Below are 17,186 nucleotides of genomic sequence, written 5' to 3'. Positions count from 1 at the left end.
GCAGACAGCCGCCAGGTCATCAGGGTTATCAGCCACAAGGTTACCATTCTCATGGCAGCGGTCGGGTTCATGCCTGCACGTCAGTCAACGGTGCGCGCACGCGCAGGGCTGCGGTGAGTGCGATGTAGGCCAAGGATGCGGCCACAATCCCCACCAATGGCGCCACCCACGGTGAGTGAAACGCCAGCACGGTGCCCACGGCATACGCCGCCAGCCCCGGCCAATTGTACGCCGGCAGGCGTACATCGGCCAGGCGTGGGTATTGGCCGCGATAGCGGTAGAAGAAGTCCGCCATGATGACCCCGCCAATCGGCGGGATCACGGTGCCCAGCAGAATCAGATAAGGCACCAGCAGGTCGTACATGCCAAACAGTGCCAGCAGCGTGCCGATCACTGCGCCGGCCAGGGTCACGGTTTTGCGCCGCCGGGTTCGCAGCAGGTTGCAGCCGGCCACGGCGAAATTGTAGAGGGTGTTGTCCTGGGTGCTCCAGATGTTGAGCAGCAACATGGCCATCGCCGCCATGGCGAAACCTTGCAGCAGCAATACCTCGACCACATCGGGCTGCTGATAGACGATGGCACCATAGGCACCGATCAATACCATCAAGCCATTGCCGATAAAAAAGCCGATCAGGCTGGCCAGCACCGCGACCTTGGCCGAGCGAGAAAAACGCGTCCAGTTGGTCGCCTGGGTGGCGCCGCTGACAAAGGTGCCGAATACCAGTGTGAGGGCGGTGGACACGTCCAGTTCCGCCGTCGGCACCACGGCCAGCAAGCCCTCCAGGCCGCCGACTTTGACGGTGGCGACCCACATCGACAGCAACAGCAGGATGCCCATGGCCGGCACCGCGATATAAGACAGAATCTCCAGCCCGCGATAGCCCACATAGGCGGTGGCGCAGAACAGCAGGCCAAACAGCACCATCAGTGCGAGCACCGTGCCTTGGTTCAATTCGAAATATTTGCCCAGTACCACGGCGGCGGTGGCGGTGCCCCAGGCATACCAGCCGATCTGGGTGAAGCCGAGGATCAGGTCGCTGAGTTTGCTGCCCACTTCGCCGAAGCAGAACCGCCCCATCAGGACCGAATTCAAGCCGCTCTTGAACGCGATATAGCCCAGGCCCGCGGCGTAAATACCCAGCAACAGGTTACCCAAAGCCACGACACCGAGCATGTCGGTAAAACTGAACGCCACGCCTAGCTTGCCGCCGGCGAACATGGTCGCGGTAAAGAAGGTGAAGCCCAGCAACACCATGGCGGTGGACGCAAGGCCCTTGCGCGCATGCATCGGCACTTCGCTGAGGGGGTAATCGTTACCCGGTTCTTGCTGCGTCATGGCCTTGCTCCCTGGATGACTGACAGCCGTGCTGTTGCACTGCGCGTGCCAAACCGGCAGCGCGACGTATTTGTCGCCAGGCGGCTGTGTCGAGCGCGCCCAAGAAGGCACGAAAGCAGTGCAGCGGTGAGACAAAGTGGATCAGTCGAACAGCGTCTGGGTGGTCTCGCCACGATGAAACGCAAACGCCGCTTCAAGATCGCTTTCGATGGTGCGCCCACGGGACAGCGGGGGCAGGTCGTCGAGGGTGAAAAAGCCCACTTCAGTGGTTTCAAACCCGGCCGCCGGCGCCAGTTGGTCGACCCGCTCGCACAGGAAGTACAGCTTGTAGAAGTCCCGCACATCCGGGCGATACAAGCCCTTGGCCTTGTGCGTGACGCTGTACAGCGCGCGCGCCGTGACGCTCAGCCCGGCTTCCTCGCGGATCTCCTTGACGATGTTTTCCGCCGCTGACAGGCCGATATCGGCGTAACCACCGGGCAGCGCCCAGCAACCGTCGGTCAATTCGCGCACCAGCAGAATCCGGTCGCCTTCGATCACCGCGCCGCGTACGTCAATCATCGGGGTTGAATAACGCTTGGCAAAATCCGACACCAGCCCGGTGATGCGCGCAAGCGGCACATCCGCCAGTTGCGCAAGCATGCTGTGGGCAATCTCGGCAATTTCCTCGAGGCGCTCACGCTCAAAGTCGTCGGTGCAAAAATGCAGCCCCGTGGACGCCAGTGCCTGCAAGCGTTTGGCCTGGGCCAGCCAGAGGTTTTCCATGGGATGCTCCTATAGATGTTTGATCATATAGACGCGGCGCAGGCCGTGTTCCTCGGCGCAATGGGTGTGCAGATAGCCACGGCGACTGTACAGCGCGAGGTCCTCGGTCATCACCTCATTGTGCTCCTGTCATAAAGGCTCAATCCACAGGCGCTTCGAAGATCGCCTCGATGGGCCGTTCGAACACCTTGGCGATCTTGAACGCCAGCGGCAAACTCGGGTCGTAGCGGCCGGTCTCGATGGCGTTGATGGTCTGGCGCGATACGCCCAGGCGCTGCGCCAGCTCGGCCTGGGACCAACCCAGTTCGGCGCGCAACGGGCGCAGCTGATTATTCATTGATAGCGCCTTGTGCCAATGATCGTGGCCACACACCAGACCCCGCCCATGATCGGCCATACCATAAAGGCCGACAGGCGCGGCAGGCCTGCGGTTTCCAGGAAACCGTAGCTGAAGGTGGTGAGGGCGGTGCACACAAATGCCACGGCAAGTGCTTCCAACTGAATCTTGCGGCCCAACTCATCCATGCTGTTCAGCCGGCGGATGATCGACACTGCCATCGCGATCATCGGAATAACCGGCAGCAATGCCAAGGCGATTTTCGCGGCGCCGTCAGGCATGGAGCGTACAAATGAGCTGGAAATTACCACGCAGGCAACGTACAGCAGCACAATGGCTATAAATTCTACGAGGAAGCGTTTAGGCGACATGACTCTCTCCATGAGTAAAGGGTGCTTTACACTAGGTGTTCAGGTTTGTCGTGTCAAGCATGCTTTACATTGGCGCCGGCCAGGCATAAAAAAACCACCCGCAGGTGGTTTTAAACACTCAACCGCTTACTCGCCGCGATAGATGCAACCGCTGGTGCAGGTCTCATGGATGCGAATCGCGCTGAGTTCCGGCAACAGGGGTTTGAGCTCAGTCCAGATCCACTTGGCCAGCACTTCGCTGGTCGGATTCTCCAGGCCCGGGATGTCATTGAGGTAGTTATGGTCGAGGCGCTCGTACAGCGGCTTGAAAATCGCCTTGATTTCCGAGAAATCGCGGATCCAGCCGGTATGGGGATCCAGGTCGCCGCTCAGGTGGATCGCCACCTTGAACGAATGCCCGTGCAGACGCCCGCATTTGTGGCCTTCCGGTACGTAGGGCAGGCGGTGGGCGGACTCGAAGGTAAATTCTTTGAAGATTTCCACGGTGTGACCTGTAGGGCTTGTGTTGCGTGGCTTGTGGAGTATTGCCAGTAACTGGTGTACTGATCAATGTACTGATTGGTCGTTGCTGGGCGTTGTTGAGGTCATCCATTCAGCAATTGCCGACTGGCGCCAGGCGACCGAATTGGGGCCTATTCTAACCTGTTTTGGGAATGTGCCCTCCCTGATCCGCCGATAAACTGTATTGCGGCCCAGGCCCGTGGTGTAAAGCACCTCGTCGAGGCGCAGGAAACGATCAATTTTCTCTGCTGCTGCCATGTTGATTCTCCGTGCCGCGGGCGGCGTGAGTCAATGAGCCGCGCTGGGCGGCAGAAGGTGGGTGAATTACAAGGCCATTTCGGCCTGGGTTTCTCGCTGCCAGATCGGGGCGCTGTTGTGCGATTCGATGCGGTCGGCGATGACGTTGGCGCGCTGGCCGGCAGTCGGCGGGGCGTACATGCCGAAGCGACTGATGCTGCCGCCGTTTACTGCGGCGTTTGTAGAGTCGGCGGACGCGAAGGGCAGGTGCTGGAAAATCGCAGGGTCTAGCATTCGCAGGCCATGAAGCCTACAGGCCGGGCGTCCTTGGTCGTCACATATGGCATCCATCGCGACGCCCATCCGCTTCCACCATGCTCCAGTGCCCGGTGAAGCCCATTGCCCAGAACTGCCCAGGGCGACCGTACGCCAACATCTCGCCAGTCGCTGCAACCGCTCAAGCGACTCGTGCAAGTGCCAGACAGGCACTCCGCGAAGCTCCTCTGGCCACTGCCGAACAAGGTCGTCGTTGGCCTCTTCATCGCCGTCGATGACATCCGGAATGAGCGCCCAAGTGAATCCAGGGTGTCGATGCCAGTCTTCGACCCAGCGTGTGTAGCCCTCAACGTCTACCTGACCGCCTTTTTTCCACACTGTGAATGCGCCGTTGTCGAAAACAAACGACTTGCAGACGTCGGCGACAATTCCGAGATCGTCCTTGCGCGGGAACGGCACCAGTGCGTGCCGGCCGGCCAGGAACTTAGCGGCGTCCTCGCGCTTACCGCCGACAGGCGTCCCATGGTAATGGATCATCCGCTGAGCCTCACTGTTTCAATCTCAACGCCTTGGTGCGTGGCGATGATGGTTTGATCGCCGCCGAGGGATTCAGCCAGACGGTCGGCGATCTGTTCGTGCCAACCCTTTTTGATCAGTGCTGTCACCGCCTTGATGTGTTCGACGTGAATCATGGCGGTAGCCCGCAACTCAAGGCGGTAGACGATCGTTTCGCCGTCGGACGGGCAGACGGCCGCGAAGGTGTGTCGATAAATATTCACGCGCATACCTCGCCCGCCGCTCACCGGCAGGCATGTAGGGGGATTGGGGTTAGTAGAGCGGGCCTTCGTATTCGTCGAAGCAGGGTGCACACAGCGGGCGCTGTCCGCGTATGGCATGAGGCGATTGCTTTGGCACCCAGCGCTCTTTCGGGACGAAGCGGCCGCAATCGCGACAACTGGTGTGATGGTCTGCGGCCTTTCGGTCAGCCAGCTCGGCGCGAATTTGCGCCAGAGTGATCATGGCCTCGGCCCTTTGTAGATGAAGACGTAGGCGAACCAGAGGGTGGCGATCATGGCGTCACCGCCTGCTGCTCCTGGCGCAGTGCCTGCTGCACGGCTTCGACAACCCGGCGCAGGTAGGTGAATTTGTGGTTTTCTTCTACCGCCTTGCCGTCAAGCGGGTAGTGCCATTCATCCCCGAACAGCTCAGTCAGCAGCTTGCTCTGATGCCAGCACTCATTCGAGCTCTCGATACCGCGCAATGAGTCGATGTCATGCCAAAGCTCGCGGGCCTCGTCCTTGCTCAGCTCGCCCAGCTCCCAGTCGTGTCGCCCTGTCTGTTGCCGGCGGCGCTGGACGATGCACTTCTTGGCCAGGGTATGCAGCGCGTTTCCGCTGAAGACCGTGGGGCTGATGCCGCGATCCAAGCAATTCAGGACATAGTCCCAACCGCAGTTCGTGACGAACTCGGCGACGGTACGTGGGCCCATGCCGCCCCAGTACGCATTCCAGCTGTTGTCCCAGCAGTTGATGGTGATCTTGCCCTGGGCCGTCTGGTAGTTCGGATCGGATTCGGTAGGGCAGTCGCGCCGCCCGAAGTCCTCAAGGAACACGGTTATCGGATCGAGGCGTGGTGCACCGGTGATCACCAGCTTCGTTACTGTCGATCGCTCCACCTGTAGAGGCTTGGTGACTTGGCTTTCTTCAGGCATGCCGGGTTCCTTGCCGCTATAGCGGCTGACTTTGAAGGGGGGGTGTTAATAGCTTGCGGATATAGGCAGTATTGAGGATGGCGCACCGCCATCATCAATCGAGATTACGGAATGATCACTTACTCAATACGGAAACGGAAGGATTCTGAAGAGCACCACATTTTTGAGGGGAAACTGCTTACAACAGATCCTTTGCAATGCCAAAACCAAACCGAATCAATCTGTAGAAAGGTTGCGCACAAGGATACGGACAACATCAACGAAAGCTGCCGTAGCGAAGACGTGGCTAGAACCAAGGCTGCCAAACTTGGAAGGAAAGTTTGCGGTACTTGTGTGAGCCATCTGTACGCGACTCCCGAGTAAACAGCCCTCCTTATATTTCAGGAGTACAGATGTACTCCTGTCAGGTTTTGGCTGACTCGACCTTCTTGGTCTGGCGTGCCCTGAAACGCTCGTAAGGCCCGCCGGGCATCGATGCGATCTCGTTGGCGGCCTTGATCAGCAGATCGCCCAGGGCTTTCTGGGCCTTCGGTGTAAACGCCTTGAATCGCGTGCCTGGCGGGTAGTAGGCGGCGTATGCCATCCGACTGCAAAGAGTAGAAGCTTCGTCGAGGCCGCTGCTTCGACCGTACTCTATTAGGGTTTGGCGATCCTCCTGATTTCGGTCGCCTTGGGCGACAACGCGATACGATTCGACAAGCTCGGCTCGCAAGCTGGCGATCAAGTTGTTCTGCTGCTCTATAACGCTCTCTGCGTGTGCAAGACGTTTCGGGGTCAGGTCAATCTCGCCAAGTACAGCAGACGCATCCAGCAGGGCGCGCAGTTCTTTCACAAAGCCGTGTTCCTCCTCGGTTTCGAAGTCTTTGAAGCCTTCATCCATGCCCATGCAAGCGCGGACATTCAGGCAGTGCTCAACCATGCCGAGCATCACTGAATGCGCTTCAGGGGTAATCCGCAGCACATAGTCACGCGGCACGGCGTCAATCGTTTGGTTGTGGCTCATACAGCCTCCCTCGTTACCAGATCATGGGCATTCACAACCGTCATGCCGAGGCGTTCGGCGATCAGGACTTCCAGGCGGGCACCATTTGAATGCACCCAGCTGGCAGTGTGGCCGCCGCCGCACAAATTGGTTGTCATGCGTGTAAACCGGAGAAGTTGAGTCCCGGCAGGCCGGACAAAGACCTGCTAATATAAATTCATGTTTTTGTGCATCGTGTTATTTGACCTGTTCGCATAGATTTTCCCACATAAGAAGCGTGAGGTTACGATGAGCGTTAAAAACCGAGTTGAGGATGCAAAGGTTCTATTGGACGGGGGGCGTTATGTCGGAGCCTTTGCCAATTTGCTCGTTGCGATTTCTGCATCTTCAAGAAAGGCATTTCCTAAAGGCGTGACCAAGTCTAACTTTGAAAAAGGCACCATGAGAGATGCAGAGGCTTTTAATTACTTCTTGGGTGGAAGGTTACACAAACTGCTACTAAATCCGCTCGCTCAGAGCGATTATGGTTCATCAGGAATATGTATCGAGTTCGAGGGTGAGCAACAACAAATCGAAAAAATAATATATACGCATTTTCGCTGCTCACTTATACATGAGGGTCGCCTCTTAGATAATGTTGATTTCGTTGATTCAGACTCTAATTTGGGCGGTACACCTACAGCGTCTGTTAGCCAAGGCGGGCGTTTGTTACTCGGAACTGGCTGGATTAACCTGGCTTTTCAAGCCGTCGTTTATGCGCAAATCAATGGCGATGAGTTTGGTATTGAACATCGATATATGAAGCCAAAATTCAATATTGATGAAGTGGCTTTTGCTAATCGTTTAACATTGGTATACGACATGACTCCGGGTAGGATTGAAATATTTAAAGATGCAATTATTAGGATGGCATGCACCCATATTGATAAGGCCTCATTTGATGAGGTGGCACTGTTATTCAATGGGCTTGTGAGTCGTGGTGAGATATCTTTAGGGAGTTTAAATGGACTTCAAGCAAAAGACCTGGTTGATGATCAGTATCGCCTTACTCCAAAAGGAGGAAAGGTTATTCAAGATATTGCCAGAGAATATGAGATTGTTGTCGTGTAAGGCTACGGCAATAGCCTCCTTTAATAAATCCGACGCTTCGCCTGCCTTGTGACGGTGTTGCTCCACATTTAGGTCAACAACCCGGTCTCTGAGTGGTTGGCTGTTTTGTATTTGGGCCGTCGTTCGCTGCGCCGAAAAGATATCAGGCATCCCGTCACCGATTGGGGTAGTGGAAGTCTGTGATATGGGGTATTACGGGTGACCGGCATAGAGCCGGGTCAAGGAGGAGCGCGATGTTTATCAAAGAGTGCTGTGAAGAGGTAATGCACAAGATTGACGACGGGTCCAATGCCAACGGCTTTTATAAAACGGGAGAGCGAAGCATGATCGGCAAGGATATTTCGTTCTACACCTGCGAGACATGTTCCTGCCAATGGCGCAGAACCCAGGAGACATTTTCTCCTTTTGAGACCGTCTGGACGGAAGATCGCTAGCTTAGGCTTTCTGGGCCACTGCAATTTATGACGCTGGATCAGACTGCTTCATGCTCAGCAATGAAGCGGTCCCAGGCTGCTTTATCGCCTTGGGCCACATACCATTTCAGCTCAGTGCTTTCTTCCGAGTCGGTCACTGATCCGCCGTATTGGGCGCCGGGAAAAGTGAAAAGCGCTTTGTTGCCGCACCATGGATAACCACCGGTGAACTCGGTGAAAGTGACTCCCGGGCGCTCTGCCGCGACCCGAACCTTGAACCCTTCGAATCTTGCATTGCGTGCCGCGACCTCGGTTTCATGCCCGGACTTGCAGTCCGCGGAGCAGTAGACCACACGTCCATCGAACACCAGGTTCAGTGCAATATCGGTTTCGGTGTCCTCATCCCAATAGCTGGCATCACTGTCGCACCTGGCGCCGCAATGGTGACAGCCGAACCACCAGCCCGCGTCAATGTAGGCTTTCGCCGGGATAAAGCTTTGGCCTGCATACTGGTCAGCCCAATGAGCTCGCCGGCAGGACACTGCGCCGAAGTCTGTGCCGATCTCGTCCGCACCCTGGCGTCGAGCCGCCGCGTTCGAAGTAGCGAACTGGATGTTGGATTCTTCGGGGTCGTTGGTCTCTACGGAGTAGGCCAGCACCTTACGCGATGCCGGATCGGCTTTTGGCTTGCTCATGGATTATCTCCAGTCAGGCGCCGCCCTCCGGTTTCCGGAGGTGGCTATTTGTTTGTAGTTGGGTTATTACGGGCTTTCGTGTCTAAATTACTGCAAGGAAGCGGAGGCTGTATGGCATCGGAATATTGCAACGACGAGAGCTACCTCGATTACGAGATTCGCACCAGGGTTTTTGGTCCAGTAAAGACCAATCCTCAGGACTCCAGCTGTCAGATGGCACACTACCTTGCCACTGTCACGGTGTTCCAAGATGGATCAGAAATCGAAGGAGCAAGAACAGCTCTTCAAGGTCAGTATGCGGATCAATATTTGGCCGAAAACTCAGCCTTTGCACGTGGGCGTGAAACGGTTAATCGGATATTGGCGTTATAAATCAGACGCGGTTAACGGATGCAGCGAGTAGGGTGGGTTATTCGTCGCCGTCGTCTTCGGCGTTCATCTGTAGCGATTCGGCAAAGCCCGCCTGCCGTAATTTGCGCGCCACGTTTTCGGATACAGTTAAATCGTGGCGCGGAATTTTGAAGAGGCGGGCTGACTTTGCGGCGCCCAGCGAGTGAGCATGTGTGATCAGTCGCCAGATGGTTGAGCGGTCTTTCGTCTCGCCCAGGTCGGCGGTGAGCGCTGCCAGCCGGTCGCGCATCCCTTGGCGGAAGTAGTGGCGGATGATGTCGGACGGCCCTTTGACTCTCGGCGGCGGCGGCGGCGGCAGATCCTCGGCCCGTCCATTCATCACCAGCAGTTGCACCGCCTCGCTGACTTCCTCGACCTCATGCCAGCGCATCAACTCGTCGAGCATCTGCCGGGCGCCGTATGGCACCGTGTGCCGCAATTCCTGCTCGCCCAGCTCCTGCCGCTTCTCGGCAAGCCTGGCCGTTCGTTCTTCCTGGGTCACAGCCATGGCCTACCTCTTCTATTCCGCTGGCCGGCAGTGCGAGCCAGGTTTGACGTTTGCGTTGCTGGATGCGGGCTATGCGGCGCATGAATCGACCTTCACCTGGAGCCAGGCGCCGACGGCTTCGAAGATCCGCGCGGCGTGCGCCTCATCGAGCGACATCGCTTCCGGAATGGCGATCCAGCCGGATGCCACCATCTGGCTTTGATTGGCCTCGTCGCGCAGCTTCTTGTAGCAATGCTCGATCACGTCTTCCAGGTGGTCGGAGAGGTAAACGCCATCGGGCGCCACCTCCACCGACTTGCTGTACCGGTCGCCGCGGGCGTCGATGCAAAGCGCGCTCAGGTAGATCGTCCAGCGGTGGGGGATACCGCAAACGGCCTGTCCAATCTTCCCCGGCGCGATGTTCTTCAGCGACTTGTAATTGATCATGCCCTGGCGGCCGCTGGGGTCGATGTTGACCACCGCTACGTGGTTGGCGGCCAGCAGCGACCGGCATGACCGGTCAATGCGGGCTTTGAGGTTGTGGGGTTTGCGCTTGCTCATAAAGCCTCCGCGAGTTTGCGCAGCGCTTCACGCTCGGCCCGGGTGATGGGCGGCTTGCGGCGCTTGAGGATGGTTGTCGGATCGACGAATTCCGAACGCTTCGCCGGCGCTGGATTGATCGCTGGGCTATCGCCGATGGTGAGCTTGCCGCCGGCGGCCAGGTGCCGCCGGACCTGACTGGAAAGCTCCAGCGCTTTCTCGCGCCGGAACTCGATGTCTGATCGGAGGTTGTTGATCATGCTGCCTTACTCCGCAGTTTCTCCTCATATCCGTCCACCAGCAGCTTGAACTCCCAAAGCTCCTCTTCAAGCTTGTCGATGTAGTTGTCGTCGCGCTTGAATTCCTGCCACCACAACTGTCGTCCGACCGATTCAAGGGCTGGGCAGTACATCCCGATGTGCCACCACTTGCGACCGGTGATCCACATGCACCCCTGTACCTGGTCCATGATCTCGCTGGCGTCATTGTCGATGTGGAACGACCGAAGTTTTTCAGGGGCAAGGAAGCACTTGTACTCCGAGCCGCCATCTTCGCCGATGAAGCCATCTGCACTGGCGCCAAATGCGCCGTCGTCGGTTTTGACCAGTCCGACCTGGGTGACAATCAAACCAGTTTGAGCTTCATGCTCCATGCGAGCCTGGGGCTCCAGCTCATGCCCCCGGCGCATTTGCCAGGTTTCAAAGCCACCATCCAACGGCTTGCCGCTGATTCGCTCTACAGCCAGCCGGAAGGCGTAATCCTGAGCCTTGGCGGTTGGCTCGCCCTTGTTCGGGCCTGACTTCAGTTTGGCTCGAGCATCGCCAAACATGCTGGCGGTGATAACTCCAGCTCGCTCCTGGTGCCACTCTTCCGACCCCTGCGCGCAATTCACGATGATCATTCTGGGACCTCCTCAAATTCAACTTCTTCGTCGGCTGGTGGTGGTTCGGGCTGCTGGTCTGCGACGTCCTCGCTTTCCGGCTTGGCCTCTTCGGTGGCCTTGAGCTTCACTCCGCACGCCACCACCGCAGCCTTGAACAGGTCGTAGGCTGTTGTGTCCTTGGCGTCATTGATGACAGCCACCCCGGCCTTCCAAACTTCTGTCAGTGCGTCGGGCGTGATTGCAGTTTCGGCCTGGGTAATCCAGTGAGCGGACAGGGCAGGATCATGGTGGACTTGTGCGGCCTTCTGGCTTTGCGCCTGAGCCTGCTCCTGTGGCCGCAGCTCCTCGGGTAGATCTTCTATGTCCTGCGTGAAGATGTCCGATGCCGCAGTGACGTTGAGCGTCATGGCGATCATGGCCCGTTTGCAGGCCATCTTGAGGATGGTGTTGGCCAGGTCTGCTGGTTCGGTGCGGATCTGGTCGGCCGTATTGCCGTTTTTGTAATATTTCTTCCGGCGCAGATTCTCCGGAGTGGCGTCCAATTCCGCTTTGCAGATGACACCGCGCCACTTGTACTTCTCTTCGCTGGACGAGCATTCCCCTACGCCTTCGCCGAGGGCGACGCCAGTCATCTGATGGCGACCAACACAAGTGACCCGGTAGCGCGCTACACCTGGGCCGGACAGATCTTCAATTCGGTATTCCTGCGCAACCCGGAAGGTCACACAAAGCACTTCAGCACCCGGCTTGTATAGGGTTGGTTTCTGGGTGCCTGGGATGGTGCCGTAGTGCGTTTCCCGCTTCATGATGCCCTGCATCACTTCCTGCACCAGGTTAACGCGCTGGCGAATCTCTACGGCCGAGAAGCGGTGAGCCTCGGCGGCAGTAAGGCCGGCGCTTTCGCGTGCCGGCATTTGAATGATCTCGTTCATGACGACCTCAGTAAGTGATAGCGATGGCTGGAATCTTGCGCTGAGCAATCAAGGTGACTGCCTGTTTCGCGCATTCCACGGGCATACCGCCGGCGATAAATGCATCCAGCGCAGCGCGGTTGATCTTTGCTTTGTGCGCCTTGTCCGCTTCCCGCGCGGCGGCTTGGCGGTTGATCTCGTCGGCAGCAGCATTTGCCCGGGCAATCTCTGCGAGTCTCGCTCGCTCGGCTGCTTCAGCTTGGCGGCGCTCTGAGTCAATGCGCTCTTGTTCTGCGCGCTGCTCAGCAGCGACTCGATCGGCTTCGGCCTGAGCCATCGCTTGCTTATGTCGCTGCTCGTCTTCGATCTTCTGTTGCGCGGCGCGCTGCTCCGACTCGATCTTTTCCCGCGCAGCCTGGGCGGCGGCGCGCTCCGATTGCTCAGCAGCCAGCTTCAACTCCAGCTCCCGGCGATCAGCGGCGGCTTTTGCTTCGGCTTCACGCTTGGCTGCGGCATCACGCTCTGCCTGTGCACGCTGCTCGGCTTCGCGGCGGGCACGCTCCTCTGCTTCACGGGCGATCTGGGCGTCGCGCTCGCGCTGGGCCTGCGCTTCTGTTTCGGCGCGCAGCCTGACCAGTTCCGCCTGTTCGGTTTCATATTTCTGGCGGGCGGCGAGGGTGGCGCGCAGCTTGTCCAGAACCTGATCCTTGGTGCGGGCAGCTTCAGCCTCGAACTCTTCCCAGTGCTCGCCCATCTTCACCGCCTCAACCGAGGCGATAGACTCAAGCAGTACCGCGGCGGTGACGTCCGACAGATCCAAGGCAAAATCCGCAATTGCCTGTACGGCATCGACGTGCCGATCCTTGCGAGCCTGCTCGGCGGCTTCCCAGTCAGTCAGCGGCTTGCGAACTTCCTCTTGCCAAGCGCTCAGCAGCTCACGAACTCGCTTGCGCTCGGCGTCGATCTTCTTCGGTACATCCTTCAGCTCTGCAACAAGCTCTTTGCCCAGGCTGTCGAGTTTCGTTTTTGATCCCGCCAGGCTGTAAGCAATCGAGCGATACGCGTCTTGGCCCTTTTTGGTTTTCACGTCAGGTGCCGAGGCGTTGAACTTGTCGATTTCTTCACGGACGCTCTGAAGGTATGGGTCCAGGCCGTTAGGGGCGCTGAATACTGCCAGGGCTACTTCTTTGGCTGGCAGGATCGCCAGTTGTTGTTCTGCGGACATGGGGATTCCTTGCCGCGATGCTCGCAGCGATTGAAGGTTTTGATTAGGAGGTGATCAGGCCGCCGATGGCTGGGCCCAGTAGAACGATGGTGAGGAAGGTCAGGCCAACGATGGCCGACAGAGTGCGGATGGCGCGGCGCCGGTGCCGCTGGTGGGCAGTCATGGCTTTACACCGAAGTGTTTCAGCAGGTTGAACACGCCACGCCCAGGTCGACCGCCACCGCGCGGGATGTACTTGCCGGTGCCGGGCCAGAAGTCAGCGACCTTGCCGTCATGGCTGACGATCAGGTGGGCGCCCATGTTCTTGGTTTCGAACTGAATGCCGCGTTCGGCCAAGATGACAGCGCTTTTTTCGCGGTTATCAGCCCGGCGCGCCTCGCTTTCGCCTTTCCAGCCTAGGGCCTCTGTACGTTCGATATCTCTCACTGCGCCACCTTGCACGTCCAGCGGCCCGCACACTTGCAAGGCTGCTCGATCCATTTCACGTCCACCAGAAACAAGAAACCCTGATTTCTCAGGGCCTCGGCGATTCCTTTAAATGATCCGGCGATGATGGTCATGCGGCCTCCTTGCGCTGCCTGACGATCTTCAGCAAGCGCTGGCAGTAGTGACTGAATTCGTCGAGGGTGATGAGTCCATCAGTCATCAACCTGGTGATGATCTGCTGGACCAGAATGCTGTTATCTGGCGGGCTGTCGGGATGGTTGAGGCCATCGAGAGCCACGTCGATAAGAATGTGAGGGCTCACCATCCGACCCTCCGCTCAAGCTCGTCTTGCTCTTCCTGGAGCGCCACAGCATTGGCTGCGTGTGGCTTGAGCAGGCCTACAGCAATTTCCTTCCGAGACGTCTTGGAGCCAAGCAGGTAGACGGACAGGTCAAACATCTGACCGCCGCTGCCGAAATTGCCTGCCGCAGCCAGCAGCTGCCCGAAGGCGTCGATCTTGTCCTCGCCGTCGATCTGCCGCTGATTGGCGTGATCCTGAAGGGCTCGGTAGTAGTCGGCCTGGGTCACCTCACCGCGGTCAGCCTTGTTGTAGCCCCACTCAATGCGGTACCCGAGCATCAGGCGCTCGGCATTCATGTCGATCCACTCAGCCTCAGCAGGGCTTTCGCTCACTGGGGTCGGCATGCGGTTATCAAACTCAAATTGAGCTTTTCGTTGTGCGCTCATGGCGACCTCCAGTGTTTGGGGTTAGGCGTCTGCGGCAATGTCCGCGAGGATTTGAGCTTTGCGCTTCTCGAAGCGAGCGCTCCAGGTTGGCCTGCCATCAACGCGCCAGATGGTCGCGCCGCGCTTGCGGAGCTTCCGGGCCCGAGCCGAAGAAATTCGATTCCCCCATCCCTCGGTGCGGTAAATGTCCTCCCAGTACTCGACGGTCTCGCGCTTGTCGTACTTGTAATAACGGCTGCTCGGCTTGTTCTCGGACAGCCAAGCCTCTACCAGCGACCTCGCGACAGTGGCTGCACTGAACACGTAGCAACTCTCCAGTGACTCGCGGGTGCCAATGCCGACATGAACCGTGGGGACACCAGGGTCGCCGCCGGAATCCCAGACCTGGCCTTTGCACTCGAGAGTCGAGCCGTCAGAAAGATTGATGCTGAAAGAGCGACCCGCAAACGCATCACGGGTGCCTGGCACAATCTTCATGAAGTCGAAGAAGCCACCGTGGCTCGAAACAAGCAGGTTGCCGGTGCGCTCGTATACACGGCGTGGCATTTCATCCAGCAGCAGGAACATCTGCCCCTGCTTGGTTTTGATCACATCCAAAATCTTTGGCATCTTGGGAACTCCATTCGTTGGTTCACCTGTATTCGTCAACACTCATGCCTCCCGCTGGTTGCCGATGGGCGCGGGGGAGGAGTGCTGACGTAATAGAGGTGGGGAAGGGTGCCCAGGCCCGCTACTGGCGACGGCCTGGGTTTGTTGCGTCAGCGGTGTGGCCCGTTGCCCGCTGCTGATTGCAGGGCTGGCCGGTCGTCTTCGTAGGTTGGCGGTGAGCTTCCTCCCCAGGGCTTCAATCAGCATCTGTTCGCCTTGGATCACAGGTCCCTACAACATGCACGCTGCAGCTCGTTTGCCCGGTTAGGTGGGCAGGGTGCATGAGGTCCGGCGTTCCCAGCCGAGGCTATCGGGATCGCTAATTCAAATCTTGTGGAGCTGTCCGTGACCCGCTACTGGCGTCGATCACCGGCTTGAATCAAATGTCACTCCAGCCGCGGGCCTTTCGGCTTGTTCTCCCGCTGGATAACTGTTCTTGGCGCTTTACGCTGCACGCCCGGGTCAGTTGCCAACCCTCTGAACCGTTTAGGCCGGTTCATCGCTGCCTTTGAATCTGGGCCGGTGGTGATCCGGCAAGGGGTGAAACCAAAGAGCGGCGGGCGGAGGCCCTTCGCAGTGGCTGTGTGTCGCTGCGATGGGTTAAATCTACAACCATAAGTTACAGCTTGCAAGCTTTTTGGTTGTAGATTTTTCGATTTAAAGTTGTCGATGAGTTTGGCCATGGTTGTAGGTCCGAATCGCAGGCATGAAAAAGCCCGCACTTGGCGGGCTTGACTGGCATTGTTTTCGGTTAGGTATGGCGGGGCACCCAATAAATGTGGCAATGAATCTCATGATTGTCATAAAGCTTAATCGAAACAGTTTTAGCGGATTTTTCGCTTTCAAAGGGGCCGGTGATGATTGTGTTCCCATCTACCGCCAGAACGGGTATTGCCAGGTCTTCAAGCACGCCTTCAATACGTCCTAAGTCCCCCGGATGGGCTGTTATGCGAACCGTCCAGCCTTGGAAAGCGGACTTAAGGGCCTGCTCAGTAAAGGGCGGATATTTGCCACTCACCGAATCCCTGTAGACGATCTCGCTGAAAAGCCTGGGGCCGTCGCGCATCGTGATCAGGGCTCGCTCGGCTTCTTCCTTTGTTTCAAATGGGCCGGCACCCACAGCTAGGCCAATCATAGGAACAACCGGGAGCCCGGTGCTGGCGATCGCTTCGATTGTTCGGCTCTGTTCTTCTTCGTCACGGCAGGCGGTTGATGCAACCCATCCGTTTTTCAGTTTTGGGGCGCGCGCTGGTTCAATCTCTGCCCCGCAATGCTCGCACTTCACGGCAGCTTTTCTGATTGTCTCGGCGCAGAGCGGGCAGTCGCGCAGGTCGCTAGTCTGCACGCCCGCTGAACCCACTGACACCTCGATCCAGCCCTTACGAAGATATGAGTTCGTCAGAATGCCGTTGATGCCGATCGCATACCCGAGACTGACCACGGGGGAAACGATGAGCAGCCCAGGGCCGCCAGTTAGAAAAGAGAAGCCTCCAACCAACAACAGCCAGATAAAAAAGTGACCCCACAGCTCTTTATAGGCAAGGTAGAAAGCCCCGAAAACAATAACCGCGAGCCACGACATCCCGCCAACACTTTCAGTGTTACCGTTTGCCGGATTCCTGAATTCTCGTTTCATTGGATCCCTCCCGTAATTGAGCCCGCACTTTACCATCCGTGGCGTACGGCCACCATTGGAAGGCAGGGATGGGTAGGCGCAAGAAGCCCGGCCCAGTTGAAGGCCAGCAATTCGTTTTCAGAGGGAAGTTGCGATCGCCCGGGCGAGTTGGGCGTCTGACATCAGCGGCGGTGCGGCGTTGGAGCGGTAGTATCTGGAGGCTTGCTCAAACTGCGCGCCGCGGATCTCGCCATCCGAACCAATGAACGCCAGAGCGTCGGTCTTCGCCGATTTGAAAACCTTTGGCGGCTCGGTCGTGAGGGATGTGGTCGCCCCAACCAAAATGGTTGGCGCGGAGATTGTGAGAAATATCGCGGCAGCGATAGGGTTGGCGCCATCACCTGATACGGCCTGCGTGCTGACCGATGCCAGCAGTGCGATCGCTAGAGTCTTCCATGAGTCCATTCTTCTTTGCTTCCATTGCATCAAGAGGGCGCCACAATGTAAGCGGCCAGCGAACACACCTTCAGAAATCCGGAATTAAGGGCGATGGTGTCCGCCTATTTTTAAGCGGACGCGA

The 17,186-nt window shown here is 57.9% G+C and carries 30 protein-coding genes; 3 read left to right on the top strand and 27 right to left on the bottom strand.

Features of this window, described 5'->3' with window-relative positions:
- Positions 1 to 67: 67 nt before the first annotated feature.
- The 12 genes from codB to AOA59_RS31410 form a co-directional block, all read right to left on the bottom strand.
- Positions 68 to 1,336, bottom strand: a complete 1,269-nt coding sequence (codB, locus tag AOA59_RS31465) for a cytosine permease (RefSeq protein WP_099490113.1) — start codon at positions 1,334 to 1,336, stop codon at positions 68 to 70.
- 141 nt (positions 1,337 to 1,477) lie between these two features.
- Positions 1,478 to 2,101 carry an NUDIX hydrolase gene (locus AOA59_RS31460; RefSeq protein WP_099490112.1) on the bottom strand — a complete coding sequence of 208 codons (624 nt, stop codon included), beginning with the start codon at positions 2,099 to 2,101 and terminating at the stop codon, positions 1,478 to 1,480.
- A 9-nt stretch (positions 2,102 to 2,110) separates the two neighbouring features.
- On the bottom strand, positions 2,111 to 2,212 hold the full coding sequence (locus AOA59_RS31455) for an acetyltransferase (RefSeq protein ID WP_099490111.1): 102 nt from the start codon (positions 2,210 to 2,212) through the stop codon (positions 2,111 to 2,113).
- 28 nt (positions 2,213 to 2,240) lie between these two features.
- Positions 2,241 to 2,438: a helix-turn-helix transcriptional regulator gene (locus tag AOA59_RS31450; RefSeq protein WP_056858770.1), complete on the bottom strand. Its 198-nt coding sequence runs from the start codon at positions 2,436 to 2,438 to the stop codon at positions 2,241 to 2,243.
- Positions 2,435 to 2,809: a hypothetical protein gene (locus AOA59_RS31445; RefSeq protein WP_065912339.1), complete on the bottom strand. Its 375-nt coding sequence runs from the start codon at positions 2,807 to 2,809 to the stop codon at positions 2,435 to 2,437. Before AOA59_RS31445 ends, AOA59_RS31450 begins: the two co-directional genes overlap by 4 nt.
- A gap of 126 nt (positions 2,810 to 2,935) precedes the next feature.
- The gene (gene queD, locus AOA59_RS31440) at positions 2,936 to 3,292 is read right to left on the bottom strand and encodes a 6-carboxytetrahydropterin synthase QueD (RefSeq protein ID WP_099490110.1); all 357 of its coding nucleotides are present in this window, start codon (positions 3,290 to 3,292) and stop codon (positions 2,936 to 2,938) included.
- Positions 3,293 to 3,355: 63 nt separating this feature from the next.
- Positions 3,356 to 3,568, bottom strand: coding sequence for an AlpA family transcriptional regulator (locus AOA59_RS31435; protein ID WP_081609232.1), 213 nt, complete (start codon positions 3,566 to 3,568; stop codon positions 3,356 to 3,358).
- A gap of 66 nt (positions 3,569 to 3,634) precedes the next feature.
- Positions 3,635 to 4,360 (bottom strand): hypothetical protein, encoded by a 726-nt coding sequence (locus AOA59_RS31430; protein WP_099490109.1) that lies wholly within the window; start codon positions 4,358 to 4,360, stop codon positions 3,635 to 3,637.
- Complete coding sequence (locus tag AOA59_RS31425; RefSeq protein ID WP_256593157.1) at positions 4,357 to 4,608, bottom strand: hypothetical protein; 252 nt, start codon at positions 4,606 to 4,608, stop codon at positions 4,357 to 4,359. Before AOA59_RS31425 ends, AOA59_RS31430 begins: the two co-directional genes overlap by 4 nt.
- A 284-nt stretch (positions 4,609 to 4,892) precedes the next feature.
- Positions 4,893 to 5,534, bottom strand: a complete 642-nt coding sequence (locus tag AOA59_RS31420) for a hypothetical protein (RefSeq protein ID WP_099490108.1) — start codon at positions 5,532 to 5,534, stop codon at positions 4,893 to 4,895.
- 403 nt (positions 5,535 to 5,937) lie between these two features.
- Positions 5,938 to 6,537, bottom strand: a complete 600-nt coding sequence (locus tag AOA59_RS31415; protein WP_099490107.1) for a hypothetical protein — start codon at positions 6,535 to 6,537, stop codon at positions 5,938 to 5,940.
- Complete coding sequence (locus tag AOA59_RS31410; RefSeq protein ID WP_256593156.1) at positions 6,534 to 6,674, bottom strand: hypothetical protein; 141 nt, start codon at positions 6,672 to 6,674, stop codon at positions 6,534 to 6,536. Before AOA59_RS31410 ends, AOA59_RS31415 begins: the two co-directional genes overlap by 4 nt.
- A gap of 130 nt (positions 6,675 to 6,804) precedes the next feature.
- Between AOA59_RS31410 and AOA59_RS31405 the strand changes: the two genes are divergently transcribed.
- Both AOA59_RS31405 and AOA59_RS31400 read left to right on the top strand, forming a co-directional pair.
- On the top strand, positions 6,805 to 7,626 hold the full coding sequence (locus AOA59_RS31405) for a hypothetical protein (RefSeq protein ID WP_099490106.1): 822 nt from the start codon (positions 6,805 to 6,807) through the stop codon (positions 7,624 to 7,626).
- Between the two features lie 233 nt (positions 7,627 to 7,859).
- Complete coding sequence (locus tag AOA59_RS31400) at positions 7,860 to 8,060, top strand: hypothetical protein (protein WP_099490105.1); 201 nt, start codon at positions 7,860 to 7,862, stop codon at positions 8,058 to 8,060.
- Between the two features lie 38 nt (positions 8,061 to 8,098).
- Here AOA59_RS31400 and AOA59_RS31395 read toward each other — a convergent pair whose 3' ends face one another.
- The gene (locus tag AOA59_RS31395; RefSeq protein WP_099490104.1) at positions 8,099 to 8,734 is read right to left on the bottom strand and encodes a hypothetical protein; all 636 of its coding nucleotides are present in this window, start codon (positions 8,732 to 8,734) and stop codon (positions 8,099 to 8,101) included.
- Between the two features lie 111 nt (positions 8,735 to 8,845).
- Here AOA59_RS31395 and AOA59_RS31390 point away from each other — a divergent pair, with 111 nt between their 5' ends.
- Positions 8,846 to 9,106, top strand: a complete 261-nt coding sequence (locus tag AOA59_RS31390; RefSeq protein ID WP_099490103.1) for a hypothetical protein — start codon at positions 8,846 to 8,848, stop codon at positions 9,104 to 9,106.
- Between the two features lie 37 nt (positions 9,107 to 9,143).
- Here the strand turns inward: AOA59_RS31390 and AOA59_RS31385 are convergent, their stop codons facing one another.
- From AOA59_RS31385 to AOA59_RS31330, 14 genes are all read right to left on the bottom strand, one after another.
- A complete protein-coding gene (locus AOA59_RS31385) occupies positions 9,144 to 9,632 on the bottom strand; it encodes a hypothetical protein (RefSeq protein WP_099490102.1) in 489 nt (162 codons plus the stop codon).
- 69 nt (positions 9,633 to 9,701) lie between these two features.
- Complete coding sequence (locus AOA59_RS31380; protein WP_099490101.1) at positions 9,702 to 10,172, bottom strand: hypothetical protein; 471 nt, start codon at positions 10,170 to 10,172, stop codon at positions 9,702 to 9,704.
- Positions 10,169 to 10,411, bottom strand: coding sequence for a hypothetical protein (locus AOA59_RS31375; protein ID WP_099490100.1), 243 nt, complete (start codon positions 10,409 to 10,411; stop codon positions 10,169 to 10,171). The genes AOA59_RS31380 and AOA59_RS31375 overlap by 4 nt, the downstream gene beginning before the upstream one ends.
- The gene (locus AOA59_RS31370; protein ID WP_057712091.1) at positions 10,408 to 11,052 is read right to left on the bottom strand and encodes a lambda exonuclease family protein; all 645 of its coding nucleotides are present in this window, start codon (positions 11,050 to 11,052) and stop codon (positions 10,408 to 10,410) included. The genes AOA59_RS31375 and AOA59_RS31370 overlap by 4 nt, the downstream gene beginning before the upstream one ends.
- Complete coding sequence (locus AOA59_RS31365) at positions 11,049 to 11,966, bottom strand: hypothetical protein (protein WP_099490099.1); 918 nt, start codon at positions 11,964 to 11,966, stop codon at positions 11,049 to 11,051. Before AOA59_RS31365 ends, AOA59_RS31370 begins: the two co-directional genes overlap by 4 nt.
- Before the next feature lie 7 nt (positions 11,967 to 11,973).
- Positions 11,974 to 13,170: a hypothetical protein gene (locus AOA59_RS31360; protein WP_099490098.1), complete on the bottom strand. Its 1,197-nt coding sequence runs from the start codon at positions 13,168 to 13,170 to the stop codon at positions 11,974 to 11,976.
- A 159-nt stretch (positions 13,171 to 13,329) separates the two neighbouring features.
- Positions 13,330 to 13,596, bottom strand: coding sequence for a hypothetical protein (locus tag AOA59_RS31355; RefSeq protein ID WP_099490097.1), 267 nt, complete (start codon positions 13,594 to 13,596; stop codon positions 13,330 to 13,332).
- Complete coding sequence (locus AOA59_RS32755) at positions 13,593 to 13,730, bottom strand: hypothetical protein (protein ID WP_178076326.1); 138 nt, start codon at positions 13,728 to 13,730, stop codon at positions 13,593 to 13,595. The genes AOA59_RS31355 and AOA59_RS32755 overlap by 4 nt, the downstream gene beginning before the upstream one ends.
- On the bottom strand, positions 13,727 to 13,918 hold the full coding sequence (locus tag AOA59_RS31350; RefSeq protein ID WP_099490147.1) for a hypothetical protein: 192 nt from the start codon (positions 13,916 to 13,918) through the stop codon (positions 13,727 to 13,729). Before AOA59_RS31350 ends, AOA59_RS32755 begins: the two co-directional genes overlap by 4 nt.
- Positions 13,915 to 14,343, bottom strand: coding sequence for a hypothetical protein (locus tag AOA59_RS31345; RefSeq protein WP_099490096.1), 429 nt, complete (start codon positions 14,341 to 14,343; stop codon positions 13,915 to 13,917). Before AOA59_RS31345 ends, AOA59_RS31350 begins: the two co-directional genes overlap by 4 nt.
- A gap of 21 nt (positions 14,344 to 14,364) precedes the next feature.
- The gene (locus AOA59_RS31340) at positions 14,365 to 14,952 is read right to left on the bottom strand and encodes a hypothetical protein (protein WP_099490095.1); all 588 of its coding nucleotides are present in this window, start codon (positions 14,950 to 14,952) and stop codon (positions 14,365 to 14,367) included.
- A 425-nt stretch (positions 14,953 to 15,377) separates the two neighbouring features.
- A complete protein-coding gene (locus AOA59_RS32215; protein WP_143522883.1) occupies positions 15,378 to 15,674 on the bottom strand; it encodes a hypothetical protein in 297 nt (98 codons plus the stop codon).
- Positions 15,675 to 15,742: 68 nt separating this feature from the next.
- Positions 15,743 to 16,627 carry a zinc ribbon domain-containing protein gene (locus tag AOA59_RS31335; protein ID WP_254854466.1) on the bottom strand — a complete coding sequence of 295 codons (885 nt, stop codon included), beginning with the start codon at positions 16,625 to 16,627 and terminating at the stop codon, positions 15,743 to 15,745.
- A gap of 117 nt (positions 16,628 to 16,744) precedes the next feature.
- On the bottom strand, positions 16,745 to 17,071 hold the full coding sequence (locus AOA59_RS31330) for a DUF2388 domain-containing protein (protein ID WP_078825152.1): 327 nt from the start codon (positions 17,069 to 17,071) through the stop codon (positions 16,745 to 16,747).
- Positions 17,072 to 17,186: the final 115 nt, after the last annotated feature.

It is taken from the genome of Pseudomonas sp. 2822-15 (genome assembly GCF_002742515.1).
GTDB lineage: Bacteria > Pseudomonadota > Gammaproteobacteria > Pseudomonadales > Pseudomonadaceae > Aquipseudomonas > Aquipseudomonas salomonii.
This window is presented reverse-complemented; position numbering and strand designations above follow the sequence as displayed.